Below are 14,142 nucleotides of genomic sequence, written 5' to 3'. Positions count from 1 at the left end.
CGGCGGCCGTGGAACACTGAGCGGATGGACTCCACGGCCTTCCTCACCGACCGGTACGAGCTCACGATGGTCGAGGGCGCCCTCGGCAGCGGCACCGCCGACCGCCGTTGCATGTTCGAGGTGTTCGCCCGGAGCCTCCCGCCCGGACGCCGCTACGGCGTGCTCGCGGGCACCGGCCGGCTCCTCGAGCTGATCTCGCGCTTCCGCTTCGGCGACGACGAGCTGTCCTGGCTCCGCGAGAACCGCGTCGTCGACTCCCGCACGCTGGACTGGCTCGCCGACTACCGCTTCCGGGGCGACGTCTGGGGCTACCGCGAGGGCGAGGTCTACCTCCCGGGCTCCCCCGTGCTCATCGTCGAGGCGCCCTTCGCCGACGGCGTGCTGCTGGAGACCCTGGTGCTCAGCGTCCTCAACCACGACAGCGCCGTGGCGAGCGCCGCCGCGCGGATGGTCTCGGCCGCCGACGGGCGACCGCTCGCCGAGATGGGCTCGCGCCGCGCCGGCGAGCGGTCCGCCGTCGCCGCGGCTCGCGCCGCCTACATCGCCGGATTCGGCGCCTCCTCGAACCTGGAGGCGGGCCGCAGCTTCGGCGTGCCCACGATGGGCACCTCCGCGCACTCCTTCACCCTCCTCCACGACTCGGAGGAGGAGGCGTTCCGCGCGCAGGTCGCCGCGCTCGGCCCCGGCACGACCCTCCTGGTGGACACCTACGACGTGACAGCCGCCGTCGACCTGGCGGTCCGCGTCGCCGGCACCGGCCTCGGCGCTGTGCGCATCGACTCCGGCGACCTCCCCCAGCAGGTGGCCGCCGTCCGGCAGCAGCTGGACGCGCTCGGCGCGACCGGCACGCGCATCACCGTCACCAACGACCTCGACGAGTACGGGATCGCCGCGCTCGCGGCCTCACCGGTCGACTCCTACGGCGTCGGCACCTCGGTGGCGACGGGCTCGGGCCACCCGACGGCGGGCATGGTCTACAAGCTGGTCGCGCACGAGGACGACGCGGGCGAGTGGGTCGCGGTGGCGAAGAAGTCGGTCTCGAAGGCGTCGATCGGCGGACGGAAGGCCGCCGGCCGTCTGCTCTCCGACGACGGGATCGCCGAGGCCGAGGTCGTGCACGTGGGCGCCGGCCCCGAGGGCGCCGTCGGCGAGGGCGAGCGGGCGCTGCTCGTCCCCCTGATCGAGGACGGGACGATCCGTCCCGAGCACCTCGGCATCGAGGGAGTGGCGGCAGCCCGCGCGCACCACGCGAACGCGGTCCTCGAGCTGCCGATCGACGCGCTCCGGCTCGGCCGCGGCGAGCCCGTCCTCCCGACCCGCTACGAGTGAGCGGGGCAGGAGCTCACTTCATCTTCGCGTAGATCTCCTTGCAGGCCGGGCACACCGGGAACTTCTCCGGGTCGCGGCCCGGGAGCCACTTCTTGCCGCAGAGCGCGCGGACCGGCTTGCCGGTGATGGCGCTCTCGAGGATCTTGTCCTTCGGCACGTAGTGGGAGAAGCGCTCGTGGTCGCCCGGCTCGATGGACTCCTGGTTGAGGAGCTCCTCGAGCTCGCGGTCGAGCGTGGCGGTTCCTCCGCCTCCCTCGAGGGGGTCGGTGCTGCTGTTCTGGACGCGCGGAATCATGCCGACGATCCTACGCGCGGAGCCCGGGCCCGCGGCCGTGCGCTCCGGATCGGGCGGCGCTAGTAGCGGCTGGTGAACGCGACCAGCTCGGTCGCGCGGCGCTCGAACAGCCGGCCGCCGAGGAGCACGCCGAGGGCGAAGACGACCACGGCGCTGCCGAAGCCGACGAGCACGGCGTCGCCCGCCGCCTCCGGGTCGACGAACAGGGCCCGGACGCCGAGCACCACGGCCGGAGCCGAGAGGAGCAGCCCCAGGCCGAACGCGAGGGACTGCGGACCGGCGCCACTGGCTCCGGGGGCCTGGGGCTGCGTGAACGCGCTGTCGCCCGGGCGCGGAGCCGGATAGGCGAGCCGTGCCGAGACGGCGCTGGCGACGCCGGCGGGGACGAGCAGGAGGCAGGTGTTCACCGCGAGCACGACGGGCAGCGCACCGGGGAGACCCGAGGTCGCGCTGCTGATCAGCGAGCCGAGCACGACGACCGGCACGCCGAGCAGGAGGGTCGGGAAGGCGCGGCCGAGCCGGTCCGACCAGCCGCGGACGCCCGCGGCCACGTGGAGCCAGAACGCCGATCCGTCGTAGGCGACGTCGTTGTGGAGGAACCAGCCGAGGAACAGCGCGATCAGCGGGACCGGGAGCAGCGAGAGCAGCGGGAAGGGGACGCCGACGACCGCGAGCAGCAGCAGGGCCGCGACCGGCAGCACCGGCACGGCGACGAGCGACGCCTGGTAGCGCGGATCCCGGAGCCAGTAGGTGATGCTGCGCGCCGCGATCGCGCCGGTCCGGGTCGAGCCGAGGACGTCGAACCAGCCCAGCCGGAGGCCGCGCGGCGGCCGGTGCGTGCGCTCGGGGCGCCCGGTCAGCAGGCGGACGACGAGCCACCAGAGCGCGCCCGCCGCGACGAGCGTCGCCAGGGCCAGCAGGAGCGGCCCGAGCGCGTCGCCGGTCCGGGCGGCCGGGGCGATCATCCACGCCGCGCCGAACGGAGTGGCCCCCATCGCCGCGCCCCAGCGCTCGAGCACCGGGGTGTCCCCCGTGTCGACCAGCGCGGCGGCGCCGAGGGCTGCGGGACCGCCGAGCATCAGCACCAGGCCGAGGACGGCCAGCAGCTCGCGGGCGGTCCGGGAGGGGACGAGGGCGGCGGAGGCGGCGAGGCCGATCCGCGCGAACAGCGAGGCCGTCGCCACCGCGAGGAGCGGGCCGACCACGGCGAAGGCGCCTGCGCCCGGGACGAGCGGCGCGCTCGCGAGCCCGACCACCAGCAGGGCGAGCGTGGGGACCGAGACGAGGCCGGCCAGGGCGAGCGCCCCGGCGAGGCGGAGCGGCGGAAGGCCGAAGAGGCGGAACGCGCGCGGATCCATCGGGTCGAGCGGGCCGAGCAGGAAGGGCAGCACCAGGAAGCCGACGGAGACGAGGCCGCCGGCGGTCACGAGAGCGCCCGCCGCCGCGTCCGAGGAGCGCAGAGCGCCGATCGCCGCGATCAGCAGGGCCGTCACCGCGACGACCACGAGCACGCCCAGGACGGCGCCGGCCGAGCGCGCGGGCCCGGAGCGGAACGCGCCCAGGAGGACGTCGACCCTCAGCCGGAGAAGTCGTGCAGCCACTGCAGCCCCTCGGCGATCTGCTTGCCGCCCGCGAGCTCGAGGAAGCGCTCCTCCAGCGTCGCGGTGCCGGCGACCTCCGCGACCGTCCCGGAGGCGAGCACGCGCCCGCCGACGATCACGGCCACGTCGTCGCAGACGCGCTCGATGAAGTCGAGCCCGTGGCTGGAGAGGACGACGGTGCCGCCGCCCTCGACGAAGCGGCGCAGCACGGTGATCACGGCGGCCGAGGAGACCGGGTCCACCGACTCGAACGGCTCGTCGAGGACCAGCACGCGCGGGGCGTGGATCATCGCCGCCGCGAGGGCGACCTTCTTCGCCATCCCCGCGGAGTAGTCCGAGATCAGGCGCTCCAGCGCGTCGGAGAGGCCGAGCGCCTCGGCCAGCTCGACCGTGCGCTGCTTCGCCGTGGCGAGGTCGATGCCGCGCAGCGCGGCGGAGTAGGCGAGGAACTGGGCGCCGGTGAGCCGGTCGAACAGCCGGAGGCGGTCGGGCAGGACCCCGATCAGCGGCTTCGCGGCCGACGGGTCCTTCCAGACGTCGACGCCGTGCACGAGGACGCGGCCGGTGTCGGGTCGAAGAAGGCCCGTCATCATCGAGAGCGTGGTGGTCTTGCCCGCGCCGTTCGGGCCGATGATCCCGTAAAAGGTCCCCGCGCGGACGGCCAGGTCGATGCGGTCGACCGCCACCGTCCTCCCGAAGGTCCGGGTCAGCTGGTGCAGCTCGAAGACGACGGGCGAGGCGCCGTCCGGATCCGCGGCACCCTCAGCGGGCTCGGCGTTCGTCACGGACGTCATCCGGCTACGGTACCAACTCGCCCGCGGGCCCCCGGCGCCAGCGCCGACACCCGGCGACACGGCGAGAGGTCAACCACCCTGGCCCCGGGGGGCGTGAACTGTACACTAGGTCTCTACCCGAGGAGTCGACCAGATCGAGACGCAGCGGTTAATTCGAGGAGAACACACGATGATGCACACAGGTTCGACGAGCAGCAGCCCTGCCACCGTCGTCATCCTCGCCGCAGGGATGGGCAGCCGGCTCGGCCGCTCCCTCCCCAAGCCGCTCACGCCGCTCAGCGACGGGCGCACGATCATGCAGCAGCAGTTCGACAACATCCACCACGCCTTCGGCACGAAGGTCCCGGTGAGCATCGTCGTCGGCTACAAGCTCGAGCACATCATCGAGGCCTTCCCCTCGGCGACGTTCGTCTACAACGAGCAGTACGACCAGACCAACACCTCCAAGAGCCTCCTCCGCGCGCTGCAGGCGAGCGGGCAGGGCGGCGTGCTGTGGATGAACGGCGACGTCGTCTTCGACCCGCGCATCCTCGACCGGGCAGCCGCGCTGATCGCGAAGGACGTCTCCTTCGTCACCGTCAACACCTCGAAGGTGTCGGACGAGGAGGTCAAGTACACGACGAGCGCCGAGGGCTTCATCCAGGAGCTCTCCAAGACGGTGCGCGGCGGCCTCGGCGAGGCGGTCGGGATCAACTACGTGTCCGCCTCCGACAAGGCCGCGCTGGTGCGCCAGCTCGCCCGGGTCGACGCCCAGGACTACTTCGAGCGTGGCATAGAGTTGGCGATCGAGCAGGACCGCCTGCTCGTCGAGCCGATGGACATCTCCGACCTCTACGCCGTCGAGGTGGACTTCGCCGAGGACCTCGAGCGCGCGAACCTCTTCGTCTGACGCTCCCGGCTCCTCCCCCGGCTCGAGCGAAGCCGACGGGAGGAGTCGCGCAGTGAGCACGGCCGACACCCTCGCGACCGAGACGGCCCTGCGCCACCGGCGCTCCCGGGCCTGGCGCTACCGCCACTCCCTCTGGCTGCTCACCAGGCGCGACCTCACCGTCCGGTACGCCACGAGCGCGCTCGGCTACGTCTGGTCGGTTCTCGACCCGCTCGTCATGTCGGGCATCTACTTCTTCGTCTTCACCGTCGTCTTCCAGCGGACCGTCGGCGAGGACCCGTACATCGTCTTCCTGCTCGCAGGCCTGCTGCCGTGGATGTGGTTCAACCAGGCGACCTCCGACGCGACCCGCGCGTTCCTCCGCGAGGCGAAGCTGGTGCGGTCGACGTCGATCCCGCGGACCATCTGGGTCGGGCGGATCGTGCTCTCGAAGGGCATCGAGTTCGTGGCGAGCCTGCCGGTGCTGGTGCTCTTCGCCGTGATCGCCGGCGCGCACCTGACCTGGGCGGCGCTGCTGTTCCCCGTGGCGATCCTGCTGCAGGCGGTGCTCACGCTCGGCGTGGGTCTGCTGGTGGCCCCCCTCGTGGTGTTCTTCCGCGATCTGGAGCGGGCCGTGAAGCTCGTCCTCCGGTTCCTCTTCTACGCGTCGCCGATCATCTACTCCACGGCCAACCTGCCTCAGCAGATCCGGCCGCTCGCGGCGCTCAACCCGCTCAGCGGGATCTTCGCCCTCTACCGCTCCGCGTTCTTCGAGAGCGAGCTCGACGTCCCGCTCATCCTCGCCTCCGCGGGCATCTCGGTGCTCGTGCTGGCGCTGGGCCTCGTCGTCTTCCGCCGCTCCGAGCGCGCGGTGCTGAAGGAGCTGTGATGGCCGACGCCCCGGTGGTCATCGAGTGCCGCGGCCTCGGGATCCGCTTCCGCCGCAACCGGCGGGGCCGCCGCTCCTTCAAGGACCTCTTCGCCGGCCGCTCCCGCCGCTCGCGGCCCGGCGAGTTCTGGGCGCTCCGCGGGCTCGACGTGCAGGTGCGGGCGGGCGAGGCCATCGGTGTCGTCGGCCGGAACGGTCAGGGCAAGTCGACGCTGCTCAAGCTCGTCGCCGGCGTGGTGCTGCCGGACGAGGGCGCGGTGGAGGTGCGCGGGGGCGTCGCTCCGCTCATCGAGATCACCGGCGGCTTCGTGGCCGACCTGAGCGTCCGCGAGAACGTCTACCTGACCGCGGGTCTCCACGGGATGTCCAAGCGCGAGGTCGACGCGCGCTTCGACTCGATCATCGAGTTCGCCGAGATCGGCGACTTCCTCGACACCCCCTACAAGCACCTCTCGAGCGGGATGAAGGTGCGCATCGCCTTCTCCGTCGTGTCGCGGCTCGAGGAGCCGATCATCCTGGTGGACGAGGTGCTCGCGGTCGGCGACAGGGCCTTCCGCGAGAAGTGCTACGCGCGGATCGAGGAGCTGCTCGCCTCCGGCCGCACCCTCTTCTTCGTCTCGCACAACGAGCGCGACCTCCGCCGCTTCTGCACGCGCGGCCTCTACCTGGACAAGGGCCGCCTGGTGCTGGACGCGCCGATCGAGGAGGTGCTCGCGCGTTACGCTGAGGACTACGCGCCGACACCGCGGAGCAGCACGGCGCCGGCCGAGGGCCCGCCCGTCCAGGGCACCGTCTCCGACGACTGACCCCTCCCGCACGCGGCGCCCGAGGACGCAGGAGTGCACGACATGGCCCAGAAGGACCGCAAGCGCGAGCGCGCCGTGGAGAGGGCCGGCGAGGTGGAGCAGGCCGACGGCTCCGAGAACGCGCAGCTGGCGAAGCTGCTCGACCGGCTCCTCGCGGTGCAGCGCCCGGCCGTGCTGGCGAACATCCGCCTGCTGCGGCGCCGGCGTCCCGGGGCGACTCCGGAGCAGATCATCACGTCGCTCGAGCGGCAGTACCTCTCGAGCGTGGCCGCGGGAGGCGCGGCGATCGGGGCGACCGCCGTCGTCCCCGGCATCGGCACGGCCGCCTCGGTGGCCCTCTCCGGCGCGGGAGCGGCGGGGTTCCTGGAGGCGAGCGCGCTCTTCGCGCAGTCGGTGACGGAGGTGCACGGGATCCCGCTCGAGGACCCGGACCGCGCGCGGGCCCTCGTGCTCACTTTGATGATGGGCTCCTCCGGCAGCGAGATGGTGCGCCAGGTGGCCGGGCAGGCCGTCGGCGGGGGCAGCGGCCTCAACCAGTACTGGGGCTCCGTGGTCACGAAGGGCCTGCCGTCCTTCCTCGTGGGCGAGCTGGCGGACCGCGCGAAGAAGTCCTTCGCCAAGCACTTCCTCGCCCAGCAGGGCGCGGGCCTGGTCGGCCGGGCGATGCCGTTCGGGATCGGAGCGGCACTGGGCGGCGTCGGCAACGCGATGCTCGGCCGCAAGGTGATCCACAGCGCGCGCGATGCGTTCGGGCCGGCACCGCAGGCGTTCGGCAACACCCTCGTGCTCGAGCCGACCCGCGCCGAGCGGAAGGCGCTGGCCGCCGCGCCGGCCGAGCCGCTGGCGCTGTTCGTCCGCGACTACGGCGGAACGGGCGAGCGGACGGCGCTCCTCCTCCACGGCCTCGGCTCCGACTCCCGGATCTGGTACGCCCTGGTCCCGACGCTGCACGAGCACGGCTACCGCGTGGTGGCCCCCGATCTCGCCGGTCACGGCGGCTCGCCGGCATCGCCCGTGTACTCGCCGGAGCGCTGGGCGTCGGACGTCCGCGCCTCGGTGCTGCAGACCCCCGACCTCGTCATCGGCCACGGCCTCGGCGCCGTCGTCGCCGCCCGGCTCGCCCCCGAGTACGGCGCCGACCGGCTCGTCCTGCTCGACCCCGCGTTCTCGGACGCCCGGGGACTGACGAGCGCGCTCCACCGCGGCGGCTCGGTCGCGCACGTCGAGAAGGGCGACGCCGACTCCCTCCGCCACCGCCACCCGATCTGGACGGACGTGCAGATCGAGCTCGACGTGTCGGCCCACGCGCTCTGGGAGCAGGACTCCGCCGTCGGGCTGACGGCACGGGGTGCGGCCGAGGCCCCCGAGACGTTCCCCGTGGCGACGCTCGCCGTGATGCCGGAGGACCCGCTGGGCCACGGCTCGCTGGGCGGCGTCCTCGCCGGCCGCGGCGTCGAGGTGCGGACCGTGCCGGGGGGCGGGGCCTCGATCCTCCGCGAGGACCGCGCGGCGCTGATCGCGGCGCTGGAGGACCGGATCTAGCTCAGGATCTGCTCCAGCCCAGGGCCTGCTCCGCGCGCGGTGGTCCGGAGCCGTCGGAGGCGTTCGGTCAGCGTTCCCGAGGCCGGCGCCCGGGCCCGACGAGCGGCATCCCGAGCACGGTGCGGAGGAGTCCGCCGCCGTCGCGGTCCTCGGCGATCACACGGAGGCCGGTCTTCTCGGCGACGCGCCTCGAGGCGGCGTTGGCCGGGTGCACGAGCGCCACGAGTCGTCCCGCGAGGCGGTGGGCGAGCGCGAGGTCGCGGCAGGCCGCAGCCGCCTCGGTGGCGTAGCCGCGGCCGTGCAGCCCGGCCCGCACGTGGTAGCCGACCTCGAGCTCGATCCCGCCGTCGACGCGCTGCCAGGTCAACCCGCAGTCGCCGACGAACTCGCCGTCGAGGGTCTCGACGATCCACAGCCCGAAGCCGTGCTCGCGGTAGTTGCGCCGGTTCCACTCGATCCAGGCGGCTGCCTGCTCGCGGTCCTTCGGCGCGGGGTAGTACCGCATCACGACCGGGTCGCCGAGCAGATCCGCCATGTCGGGGAGGTCCTCGGCGGTCATCTCGCGGAAGCGCAGCCGGGCGGTGGCGGCGGGGATCATCGGGTCGGGCTGCTCGGCCTGCGACTGCGGAGACGGCGACCGGGACCGTCGTCGAGCGCTCGATCCATCCGGCCGCCGCCCCCGGCCCTACTTCTCCGCCTTGGCGGCGGCCTTCGCGGCCTGCTTGGTGGCGCGGACCTTCGTCAGCGACTCCGGAGAGACGATGTCGGCGACCGAGCGGAAGGCGCCCTCCTCTCCGTAGGCGCCCGCGGCCGAGCGCCAGCCCTCCCCCGGGAATCCGCGCTGCTTGCCGAGCAGGGCGAGGAAGATCCGCGCCTTCTGCTCGCCGAAGCCGGGCAGCGCCTTCAGACGCGCGAGGACCGTGCGGCCGTCGGGCTCGTCCCGCGTCCAGACGGCCGCGGCGTCGCCGTCCCAGTCGTCGACCAGAGCGCGGCAGAGGACCTGCACGCGCCCCGCCATGCTCGCCGGGTAGCGGTGGATCGCGGGCGGAGTCCGGCAGAGCTCCGAGAACGCGTCCTCGTCGAAGCCCGCGATCGACGCGGCGTCGAACGAGGCGCCCTCCGCCTCGAGGCGCTCCTCGATCTTGCGGGGCCCGGAGAAGGCCGTCTCCATCGCGACCTGCTGGTCGAGGAGCATCCCGATCAGCAGGGCCAGCGGGTCGCGGCTGAGCAGCGCGTCGGCGTCGGGATCGTCGGTGATGTGCAGGGCGGAGTCGCGGGTCATCCTCCAGGGATACCACGGACGGCCCCGGCGGCGAGCGCGCGGACGGTCCGGTCGACGAGGTCCAGCGCCGCAGCGAGCTCGAGGTCGCCGACATGGCCGTAGCCGAGGACCAGCGCCTCGGTCGCAGCCCGTCCCGACAGGGCGTACTCGTGCAGAGTGGCGACGAGCAGTCCCTCCCGGAGCAGCGCGGCCGCGACGGCGTGCGCGTCCAGAGGCGCGGGCAGGGAGAGGACGACGTGCAGACCCCCGTCGAGTCCGCTCGCGCGCCCCCACGGCACCGACTCCCCGAAGGCGTGGACCAGCTCGCGGCGGTGGGCGTAGCGCCGTCTCGAGCGCGTGAGATGCCTCCGGAACGCCCCGCTCGCCATGAACTGCGCGAGCGCCGCCTGCGTCGGACCCGAGGCGGAGGCGTCCTTCTCGTCGTCGAGGCCGGTCAGCGCCCCGCGGAGCCAGGACGCCCGCGGAACGGCCAGGTAGGCGATGCGGAGCCACGGCGAGACGGTCTTCGAGAACGACCCGACATGGGCGACTCCGCCGCCGGAGTCGAGCGAGGCGAGCGCGGGCAGCGGGGCGCCGACGTAGCGGAACTCGCTGTCGTAGTCGTCCTCCACCACGAGCAGGGGGCCGGCCGACGCGCGGCGCACCAGCTCCAGGCGCTCGGCGAGGGCGAGCCTGCCGCCGGTCGGGTACTGGTGCGACGGAGTGACGACGACCACGTCCGCGCCGGAGCTCGCGAGAGCGTCGAGGTCGATGCCGTCGCCGCGCACCGGGACGCCGACGACCTCGTGCCCGTCGGCGCGCAGGCGGCGCCGGACGGCCGGGTAGCCGGGGTCCTCGACGGCCACGCGCACCTCGCGTCCGAGCGAGGCCGAGGCTGCGCGGGCCAGGAGCGCGACGGCGCCCGCGGTGCCGCTGGTCACCACTACGTCCGACACCTGCACGTCGACGCCGCGGGACCGGCGCAGCTGCTCGGCGATCTGCTCCCGCAGGGCCGGGTCCCCGGAACCCCGAGGAGGCGCCGAGGGCGGCGAGGCGAGCGCCAGGCGCCAGGCGGCCCGCCACTCCGGGGTGTCGAGGGCGCGGGTGTCCGGCCTGCCGGGCCGCAGGTCCGCCGCGGCGGGCGGGACGACGGTCTCCCCGGACTCCGGCCGCGGCTCCTCCGGCGCCGGCGCCAGCAGTCCGTCGGAGGCGACCGTCACCGCCGCGCGCGGGTGGGCGACGAGGTAGCCCTCCCCCACCAGCTGGTCCACCGCGGCGACGACGGAGCCCCGCGAGACGCCGAGCCGCTCGGCGAGCACGCGGCTCGACGGGATCGGATCGCCCGCCCGGTAGCGCCCGTCCAGCACCGCCTGGCGCAGCGCCTCGGCGAGCCCGGCGCGGACCGAGCCGCGCGGCGACGGCCCGAGGAGGAGCGGGATCTCCAGATCGCCCGACGCCATCGACCGCTCCGCTCTGGACCACTCCGATCGCGGCCCAGTGGCATCCTGGCAGATCCAGTCGGCGCGGGACGATTCCGACATGGACAGCCTCCCCGTCACCGACCGCACCCGCGTCTCCCGTCTCCGCGACCGCCAGCGCACCGATCCCGCCGAGCTGCACGCCCTGCTCGACGAGGCGCTCGTCGCCCACGTCGCCGTCGTGCGGGACGGCGCCGCGATCGTGCTGCCGATCCTCTTCGCCCGCGACGGCGACTCCCTCCTGCTGCACGGGTCGAGCGGCGGAGGACTGCTGCGGGAGGCGGCGCGGCACTCGCTCCTCACCGCTTCCGTCACGCTGGTCGACGGACTGGTCGTCGCCCGCTCCACCTTCGACAGCTCGATGAACTACCGCTCGGCGATGGTGATCGGCCGGGCCGAGGTGCTGGAGGGCGAGGAGAAGGCGCGGGCCCTCGATCTGCTGGTGGCACGCCTCCTGCCGGGGCGCGACGAGGAGGTGCGAGCGAGCACCGCCCGCGAGATCGCGGCCACGCTGGTGCTGCGCCTCCCCCTGGCCGAGGCGAGCCTGAAGGTGCGCGCGCACGGAGCGGGCGACGAGCCGGAGGCCGGGGTCTGGGCGGGCGTCGTGCCCCTGGTCACCCGCACGCTCGCGCCGGTGCCGGCGGAGGAGGGCGTCGCGGTCCCGGAGTCGGTCCGCCGCTTCAGCGCCGCGGTCGACGGCGCGGTGCCGCCCTGGCGCTGAGCGGACCGGCCGTCGCGGTGCGGTCCGCTACTTGGCGTCCTGACGGGGGAAGACGACCTTCTGCACGACGATGATCACCGAGGCCGCGACCGGGATCGCGACCAGGGCGCCGAGCACGCCCGCGATGGTGCCGCCCGCGACCGCCGCGATCACGACGACCGCACCGGGGACCGAGACGGCCTTGTTCATGATGCGGGGGCTGAGGAGGTACGCCTCGACCTGCATGTAGACGAGGTAGTAGATCGCGGCGACCAGCGCGGTCAGCGGCGAGGCCAGGAGGCAGGCGAGCGAGATGATCACGGCACCCGAGAGAGTGCCGACCAGCGGGATCAGGGAGCCGAGGAACGCGACGCAGGCCAGCAGCGCCGGCACCGGGGCGCCGATCGAGAGCAGCAGGATGAACGTGAGCACGCCGTTCACGCCGGCGAGCGAGACCTGGCCGACCACGTAGCGGCCCACGGCGCCGGTGATCTCGTCGCCGACCTCGTGCGCCTTCGCGCGGTGCGAGGCGGGGGCGAAGCGGTAGGCGACGGCCTTCATCGAGCGCAGCGACGCGAGGAAGTACAGCGTCAGGATCAGCACGATGACGGCGCCGGTCACGCCGCTGGCGATCCCGGTCCCGACCGCGATCAGTCCGCCGCCGAGCGAGAGCAGGTTGTTGGGGTTGCCGATGAAGCTCTGGACGCTCTCGATCAGCTCGTCGATGTCGATCACGCCGCGCAGCTGCTGCTCGAGGTCGAGCACCCACTGCTGCGAGGCGATGTCGGTGACGATCTGCGGGGCGCTCGTGACGAAAATCGTCAGCTGCTCGACCAGGATCGGGATGATGTAGACCAGCAGGCCGGCGAAGATCAGCACCACCGCGGCGAATACCGCTGTGATCGCGAGCGGCCTCGGCAGGCGCTTGCTCTCGAGCCAGGAGACCAGCGGATCGAGGCCGAGCGCGAAGAACAGCGCCACGAAGATGTAGGTCAGCACCGTGCCCAGCTGCACGACGAGGCCGCCCAGGACGAGCGCCACCAGCACGCCGAGCCCGCCGAACAGGCCGATGCGGAAGGAGCGGATCGTGAAGACCGGCTTCTCCGGGTCGGCGGAGACCGCGATGTCCGGCTCGACCGCGGGCTTGGCGGGTGCCGAGCGGCCCCGGCGGGAGCGGGCGAAGGCGCGCGGGGTCATCATGGGACGAGCGTAGCGGGGCGCCGGGAGGCCGCCCGGCGACCGGCCCACCCTTGACGCGGCCGTTCGAGCGGTGCTCCCGCCCGCTCAGCCCTCCGGATCGTGGTCGTCGACCGCGCCGTCGCCCCGGTGCAGAGCGGCGTGCCGCTCCCACTCGGTGAGCAGGTGCTCGATCGCCTCGTGGAAGCGCCGCGTGGCCGCTCCGGGCGACGTGTCGCCGAAGTAGCGGTGCACCCAGCGCTCCAGCCGCTCGACCGACTCCGGATCGTGCTCGGCGCTGTCGATCCGCGCGATGATCGCGGAGGCGTCCTCGGCGTGCAGCCACTCCGCGTCGCCGAGGTAGCCGCTCTCGTCGACCTCGGCCTCGGCGCTGACGGGCCGGGTGACCAGCAGCGGGCGCCCCGTGGCCAGCCGGTCGTAGACCATCGCCGACACGTCGAGGATCGCGAGGTCGGCGGCGGCGAGCTGCCAGCCGAGCTCGGCACCGGTGTCGTGCACGTGACCGGCTCGCGGATCGGCGGCGTTGGCGGCGGCGATCATCGCGACGATCGCCCGGTCGGCCGCGGCGTAGTCGGAGTCGACCGCGCCGCTGCGGGGATGTGGGCGGTAGACGAGCCGGAATCGCGGGTCGGCCAGGAGCCCGCGCACGAGGGCCGTGCCGTGGCTCCGGATCGAGCCGTAGCCCGCGGCGGGGCGGTCGCCCTCCCAGGTCGGCGCGTAGAGCACCACGCGACGCTCGTCGGGCGTGAACGGCACGGCGCCGGCGAAGTGGTCCGCCTGAGGACGGCCGATGGCGAGGGCGCGCCTGTCGAAGTCGTAGTCCCAGAGCACGCGGCGCAGCCGGGCGAGGGCGGCGTCCCCGGCGATCATGCTGTAGTCGTACGCCTTGAACTGGTTCGTCGTCATGTACATCTTGTCGCTCTCGCCGTGATTGACGAAGACGTGCCAGCGGCGCCCGTAGCGCATCATCTGGAAGTTGCGGGCGTTCTGGTTGACGTAGAGCACGATCCGCAGCGGCTGGCTCGCGATGGTGCTCTCGAGGTCGGCGACGGAGCGGACGTAGGCGACGGGGACCGGGCTCTCGCGCAGCAGCACCTCCGCGGCGCCGGCGTTGCGGCTGAGCAGCACGACCGGGTGCGTCTCCGCCAGCTCGGCCAGCGGCCGGTACCACTGCCGCAGCTGGTACAGGTTGATGTCGCCGTCGGCGAAGTAGACGCCGATCTCGAACCGGCCCTCGGGCAGCGGCCCGCGCTCCGCGAGCAGCCGGGTCACCGCGTGGCGGGCCCGGCGGGCCGCGAGAAGCTCGCCGCCCACCTTGCGCGCGAGTCGCGCGTCGGTGCGGAGGCGGGCGAGGAGGGCGCGGGGAGCGGGAGTCATCCGCC

Annotated in this window: 14 protein-coding genes; 6 read left to right on the top strand and 8 right to left on the bottom strand. The window is 73.6% G+C overall.

Annotated features, from left to right (window positions below):
• Positions 1 to 24 precede the first annotated feature (24 nt).
• On the top strand, positions 25 to 1,329 hold the full coding sequence (locus tag C5B95_RS06190) for a nicotinate phosphoribosyltransferase (RefSeq protein WP_104348712.1): 1,305 nt from the start codon (positions 25 to 27) through the stop codon (positions 1,327 to 1,329).
• Positions 1,330 to 1,342: 13 nt separating this feature from the next.
• Here the strand turns inward: C5B95_RS06190 and C5B95_RS06185 are convergent, their stop codons facing one another.
• The 3 genes from C5B95_RS06185 to C5B95_RS06175 are packed head-to-tail and all read right to left on the bottom strand — an operon-like array spanning position 1,343 to position 4,019.
• Positions 1,343 to 1,624, bottom strand: a complete 282-nt coding sequence (locus C5B95_RS06185; RefSeq protein ID WP_104223568.1) for a DUF3039 domain-containing protein — start codon at positions 1,622 to 1,624, stop codon at positions 1,343 to 1,345.
• 59 nt (positions 1,625 to 1,683) lie between these two features.
• The gene (locus C5B95_RS06180) at positions 1,684 to 3,225 is read right to left on the bottom strand and encodes an ABC transporter permease (RefSeq protein WP_104267044.1); all 1,542 of its coding nucleotides are present in this window, start codon (positions 3,223 to 3,225) and stop codon (positions 1,684 to 1,686) included.
• The gene (locus C5B95_RS06175; RefSeq protein WP_104223570.1) at positions 3,201 to 4,019 is read right to left on the bottom strand and encodes an ABC transporter ATP-binding protein; all 819 of its coding nucleotides are present in this window, start codon (positions 4,017 to 4,019) and stop codon (positions 3,201 to 3,203) included. Before C5B95_RS06175 ends, C5B95_RS06180 begins: the two co-directional genes overlap by 25 nt.
• Positions 4,020 to 4,191: 172 nt before the next feature.
• On the opposite strand from C5B95_RS06175, the gene C5B95_RS06170 reads away from it, so the two are divergent.
• Genes C5B95_RS06170 through C5B95_RS06155 form a run of 4 tightly spaced genes read left to right on the top strand, consistent with a single transcriptional unit; the run spans position 4,192 to position 8,124 of the window.
• Positions 4,192 to 4,908 (top strand): NTP transferase domain-containing protein, encoded by a 717-nt coding sequence (locus tag C5B95_RS06170; protein ID WP_104226983.1) that lies wholly within the window; start codon positions 4,192 to 4,194, stop codon positions 4,906 to 4,908.
• Positions 4,909 to 4,960: 52 nt separating this feature from the next.
• The gene (locus C5B95_RS06165; RefSeq protein ID WP_374954252.1) at positions 4,961 to 5,776 is read left to right on the top strand and encodes an ABC transporter permease; all 816 of its coding nucleotides are present in this window, start codon (positions 4,961 to 4,963) and stop codon (positions 5,774 to 5,776) included.
• On the top strand, positions 5,776 to 6,582 hold the full coding sequence (locus tag C5B95_RS06160; RefSeq protein ID WP_104223571.1) for an ABC transporter ATP-binding protein: 807 nt from the start codon (positions 5,776 to 5,778) through the stop codon (positions 6,580 to 6,582). The genes C5B95_RS06165 and C5B95_RS06160 overlap by 1 nt, the downstream gene beginning before the upstream one ends.
• Before the next feature lie 42 nt (positions 6,583 to 6,624).
• Positions 6,625 to 8,124 (top strand): alpha/beta fold hydrolase, encoded by a 1,500-nt coding sequence (locus C5B95_RS06155; RefSeq protein WP_104348711.1) that lies wholly within the window; start codon positions 6,625 to 6,627, stop codon positions 8,122 to 8,124.
• A gap of 67 nt (positions 8,125 to 8,191) precedes the next feature.
• Here the strand turns inward: C5B95_RS06155 and C5B95_RS06150 are convergent, their stop codons facing one another.
• The 3 genes from C5B95_RS06150 to C5B95_RS06140 form a co-directional block, all read right to left on the bottom strand.
• Positions 8,192 to 8,722 (bottom strand): GNAT family N-acetyltransferase, encoded by a 531-nt coding sequence (locus C5B95_RS06150; protein WP_104348710.1) that lies wholly within the window; start codon positions 8,720 to 8,722, stop codon positions 8,192 to 8,194.
• A gap of 87 nt (positions 8,723 to 8,809) precedes the next feature.
• Entirely contained in the window at positions 8,810 to 9,406 is a 597-nt protein-coding gene (locus C5B95_RS06145; RefSeq protein ID WP_104292007.1) for an HhH-GPD-type base excision DNA repair protein, read from the bottom strand.
• On the bottom strand, positions 9,403 to 10,845 hold the full coding sequence (locus C5B95_RS06140) for a PLP-dependent aminotransferase family protein (RefSeq protein ID WP_181068006.1): 1,443 nt from the start codon (positions 10,843 to 10,845) through the stop codon (positions 9,403 to 9,405). Before C5B95_RS06140 ends, C5B95_RS06145 begins: the two co-directional genes overlap by 4 nt.
• 79 nt (positions 10,846 to 10,924) lie before the next feature.
• Here C5B95_RS06140 and C5B95_RS06135 point away from each other — a divergent pair, with 79 nt between their 5' ends.
• Positions 10,925 to 11,584, top strand: a complete 660-nt coding sequence (locus C5B95_RS06135) for a pyridoxamine 5'-phosphate oxidase family protein (RefSeq protein ID WP_104233190.1) — start codon at positions 10,925 to 10,927, stop codon at positions 11,582 to 11,584.
• 27 nt (positions 11,585 to 11,611) lie between these two features.
• On the opposite strand, the gene C5B95_RS06130 is transcribed toward C5B95_RS06135, so the two are convergent.
• The gene (locus tag C5B95_RS06130; RefSeq protein WP_258059841.1) at positions 11,612 to 12,763 is read right to left on the bottom strand and encodes an AI-2E family transporter; all 1,152 of its coding nucleotides are present in this window, start codon (positions 12,761 to 12,763) and stop codon (positions 11,612 to 11,614) included.
• 84 nt (positions 12,764 to 12,847) lie between these two features.
• The gene (locus tag C5B95_RS06125; RefSeq protein ID WP_258059840.1) at positions 12,848 to 14,137 is read right to left on the bottom strand and encodes a hypothetical protein; all 1,290 of its coding nucleotides are present in this window, start codon (positions 14,135 to 14,137) and stop codon (positions 12,848 to 12,850) included.
• Positions 14,138 to 14,142: the final 5 nt, after the last annotated feature.

It is taken from the genome of Rathayibacter sp. AY1A7 (assembly GCF_002930845.1).
GTDB lineage: Bacteria > Actinomycetota > Actinomycetes > Actinomycetales > Microbacteriaceae > Rathayibacter.
Note: the sequence above shows the minus strand (reverse complement) of the source record. Positions and strands in the feature narration are given on the sequence as shown.

What these genes read in the sequence shown, in the direction of transcription:
- C5B95_RS06190 (WP_104348712.1), top strand. Translation starts at nt 25, where the DNA reads ATGGACTCCACGGCCTTCCTCACCGACCGGTACGAGCTCACGATGGTC.
- C5B95_RS06185 (WP_104223568.1), bottom strand. Translation starts at nt 1,624, where the DNA reads ATGATTCCGCGCGTCCAGAACAGCAGCACCGACCCCCTCGAGGGAGGC.
- C5B95_RS06175 (WP_104223570.1), bottom strand. Translation starts at nt 4,019, where the DNA reads ATGACGTCCGTGACGAACGCCGAGCCCGCTGAGGGTGCCGCGGATCCG.
- C5B95_RS06170 (WP_104226983.1), top strand. Translation starts at nt 4,192, where the DNA reads ATGCACACAGGTTCGACGAGCAGCAGCCCTGCCACCGTCGTCATCCTC.
- C5B95_RS06160 (WP_104223571.1), top strand. Translation starts at nt 5,776, where the DNA reads ATGGCCGACGCCCCGGTGGTCATCGAGTGCCGCGGCCTCGGGATCCGC.
- C5B95_RS06155 (WP_104348711.1), top strand. Translation starts at nt 6,625, where the DNA reads ATGGCCCAGAAGGACCGCAAGCGCGAGCGCGCCGTGGAGAGGGCCGGC.
- C5B95_RS06150 (WP_104348710.1), bottom strand. Translation starts at nt 8,722, where the DNA reads ATGATCCCCGCCGCCACCGCCCGGCTGCGCTTCCGCGAGATGACCGCC.
- C5B95_RS06145 (WP_104292007.1), bottom strand. Translation starts at nt 9,406, where the DNA reads ATGACCCGCGACTCCGCCCTGCACATCACCGACGATCCCGACGCCGAC.
- C5B95_RS06140 (WP_181068006.1), bottom strand. Translation starts at nt 10,845, where the DNA reads ATGGCGTCGGGCGATCTGGAGATCCCGCTCCTCCTCGGGCCGTCGCCG.
- C5B95_RS06135 (WP_104233190.1), top strand. Translation starts at nt 10,925, where the DNA reads ATGGACAGCCTCCCCGTCACCGACCGCACCCGCGTCTCCCGTCTCCGC.
- C5B95_RS06130 (WP_258059841.1), bottom strand. Translation starts at nt 12,763, where the DNA reads ATGATGACCCCGCGCGCCTTCGCCCGCTCCCGCCGGGGCCGCTCGGCA.
- C5B95_RS06125 (WP_258059840.1), bottom strand. Translation starts at nt 14,137, where the DNA reads ATGACTCCCGCTCCCCGCGCCCTCCTCGCCCGCCTCCGCACCGACGCG.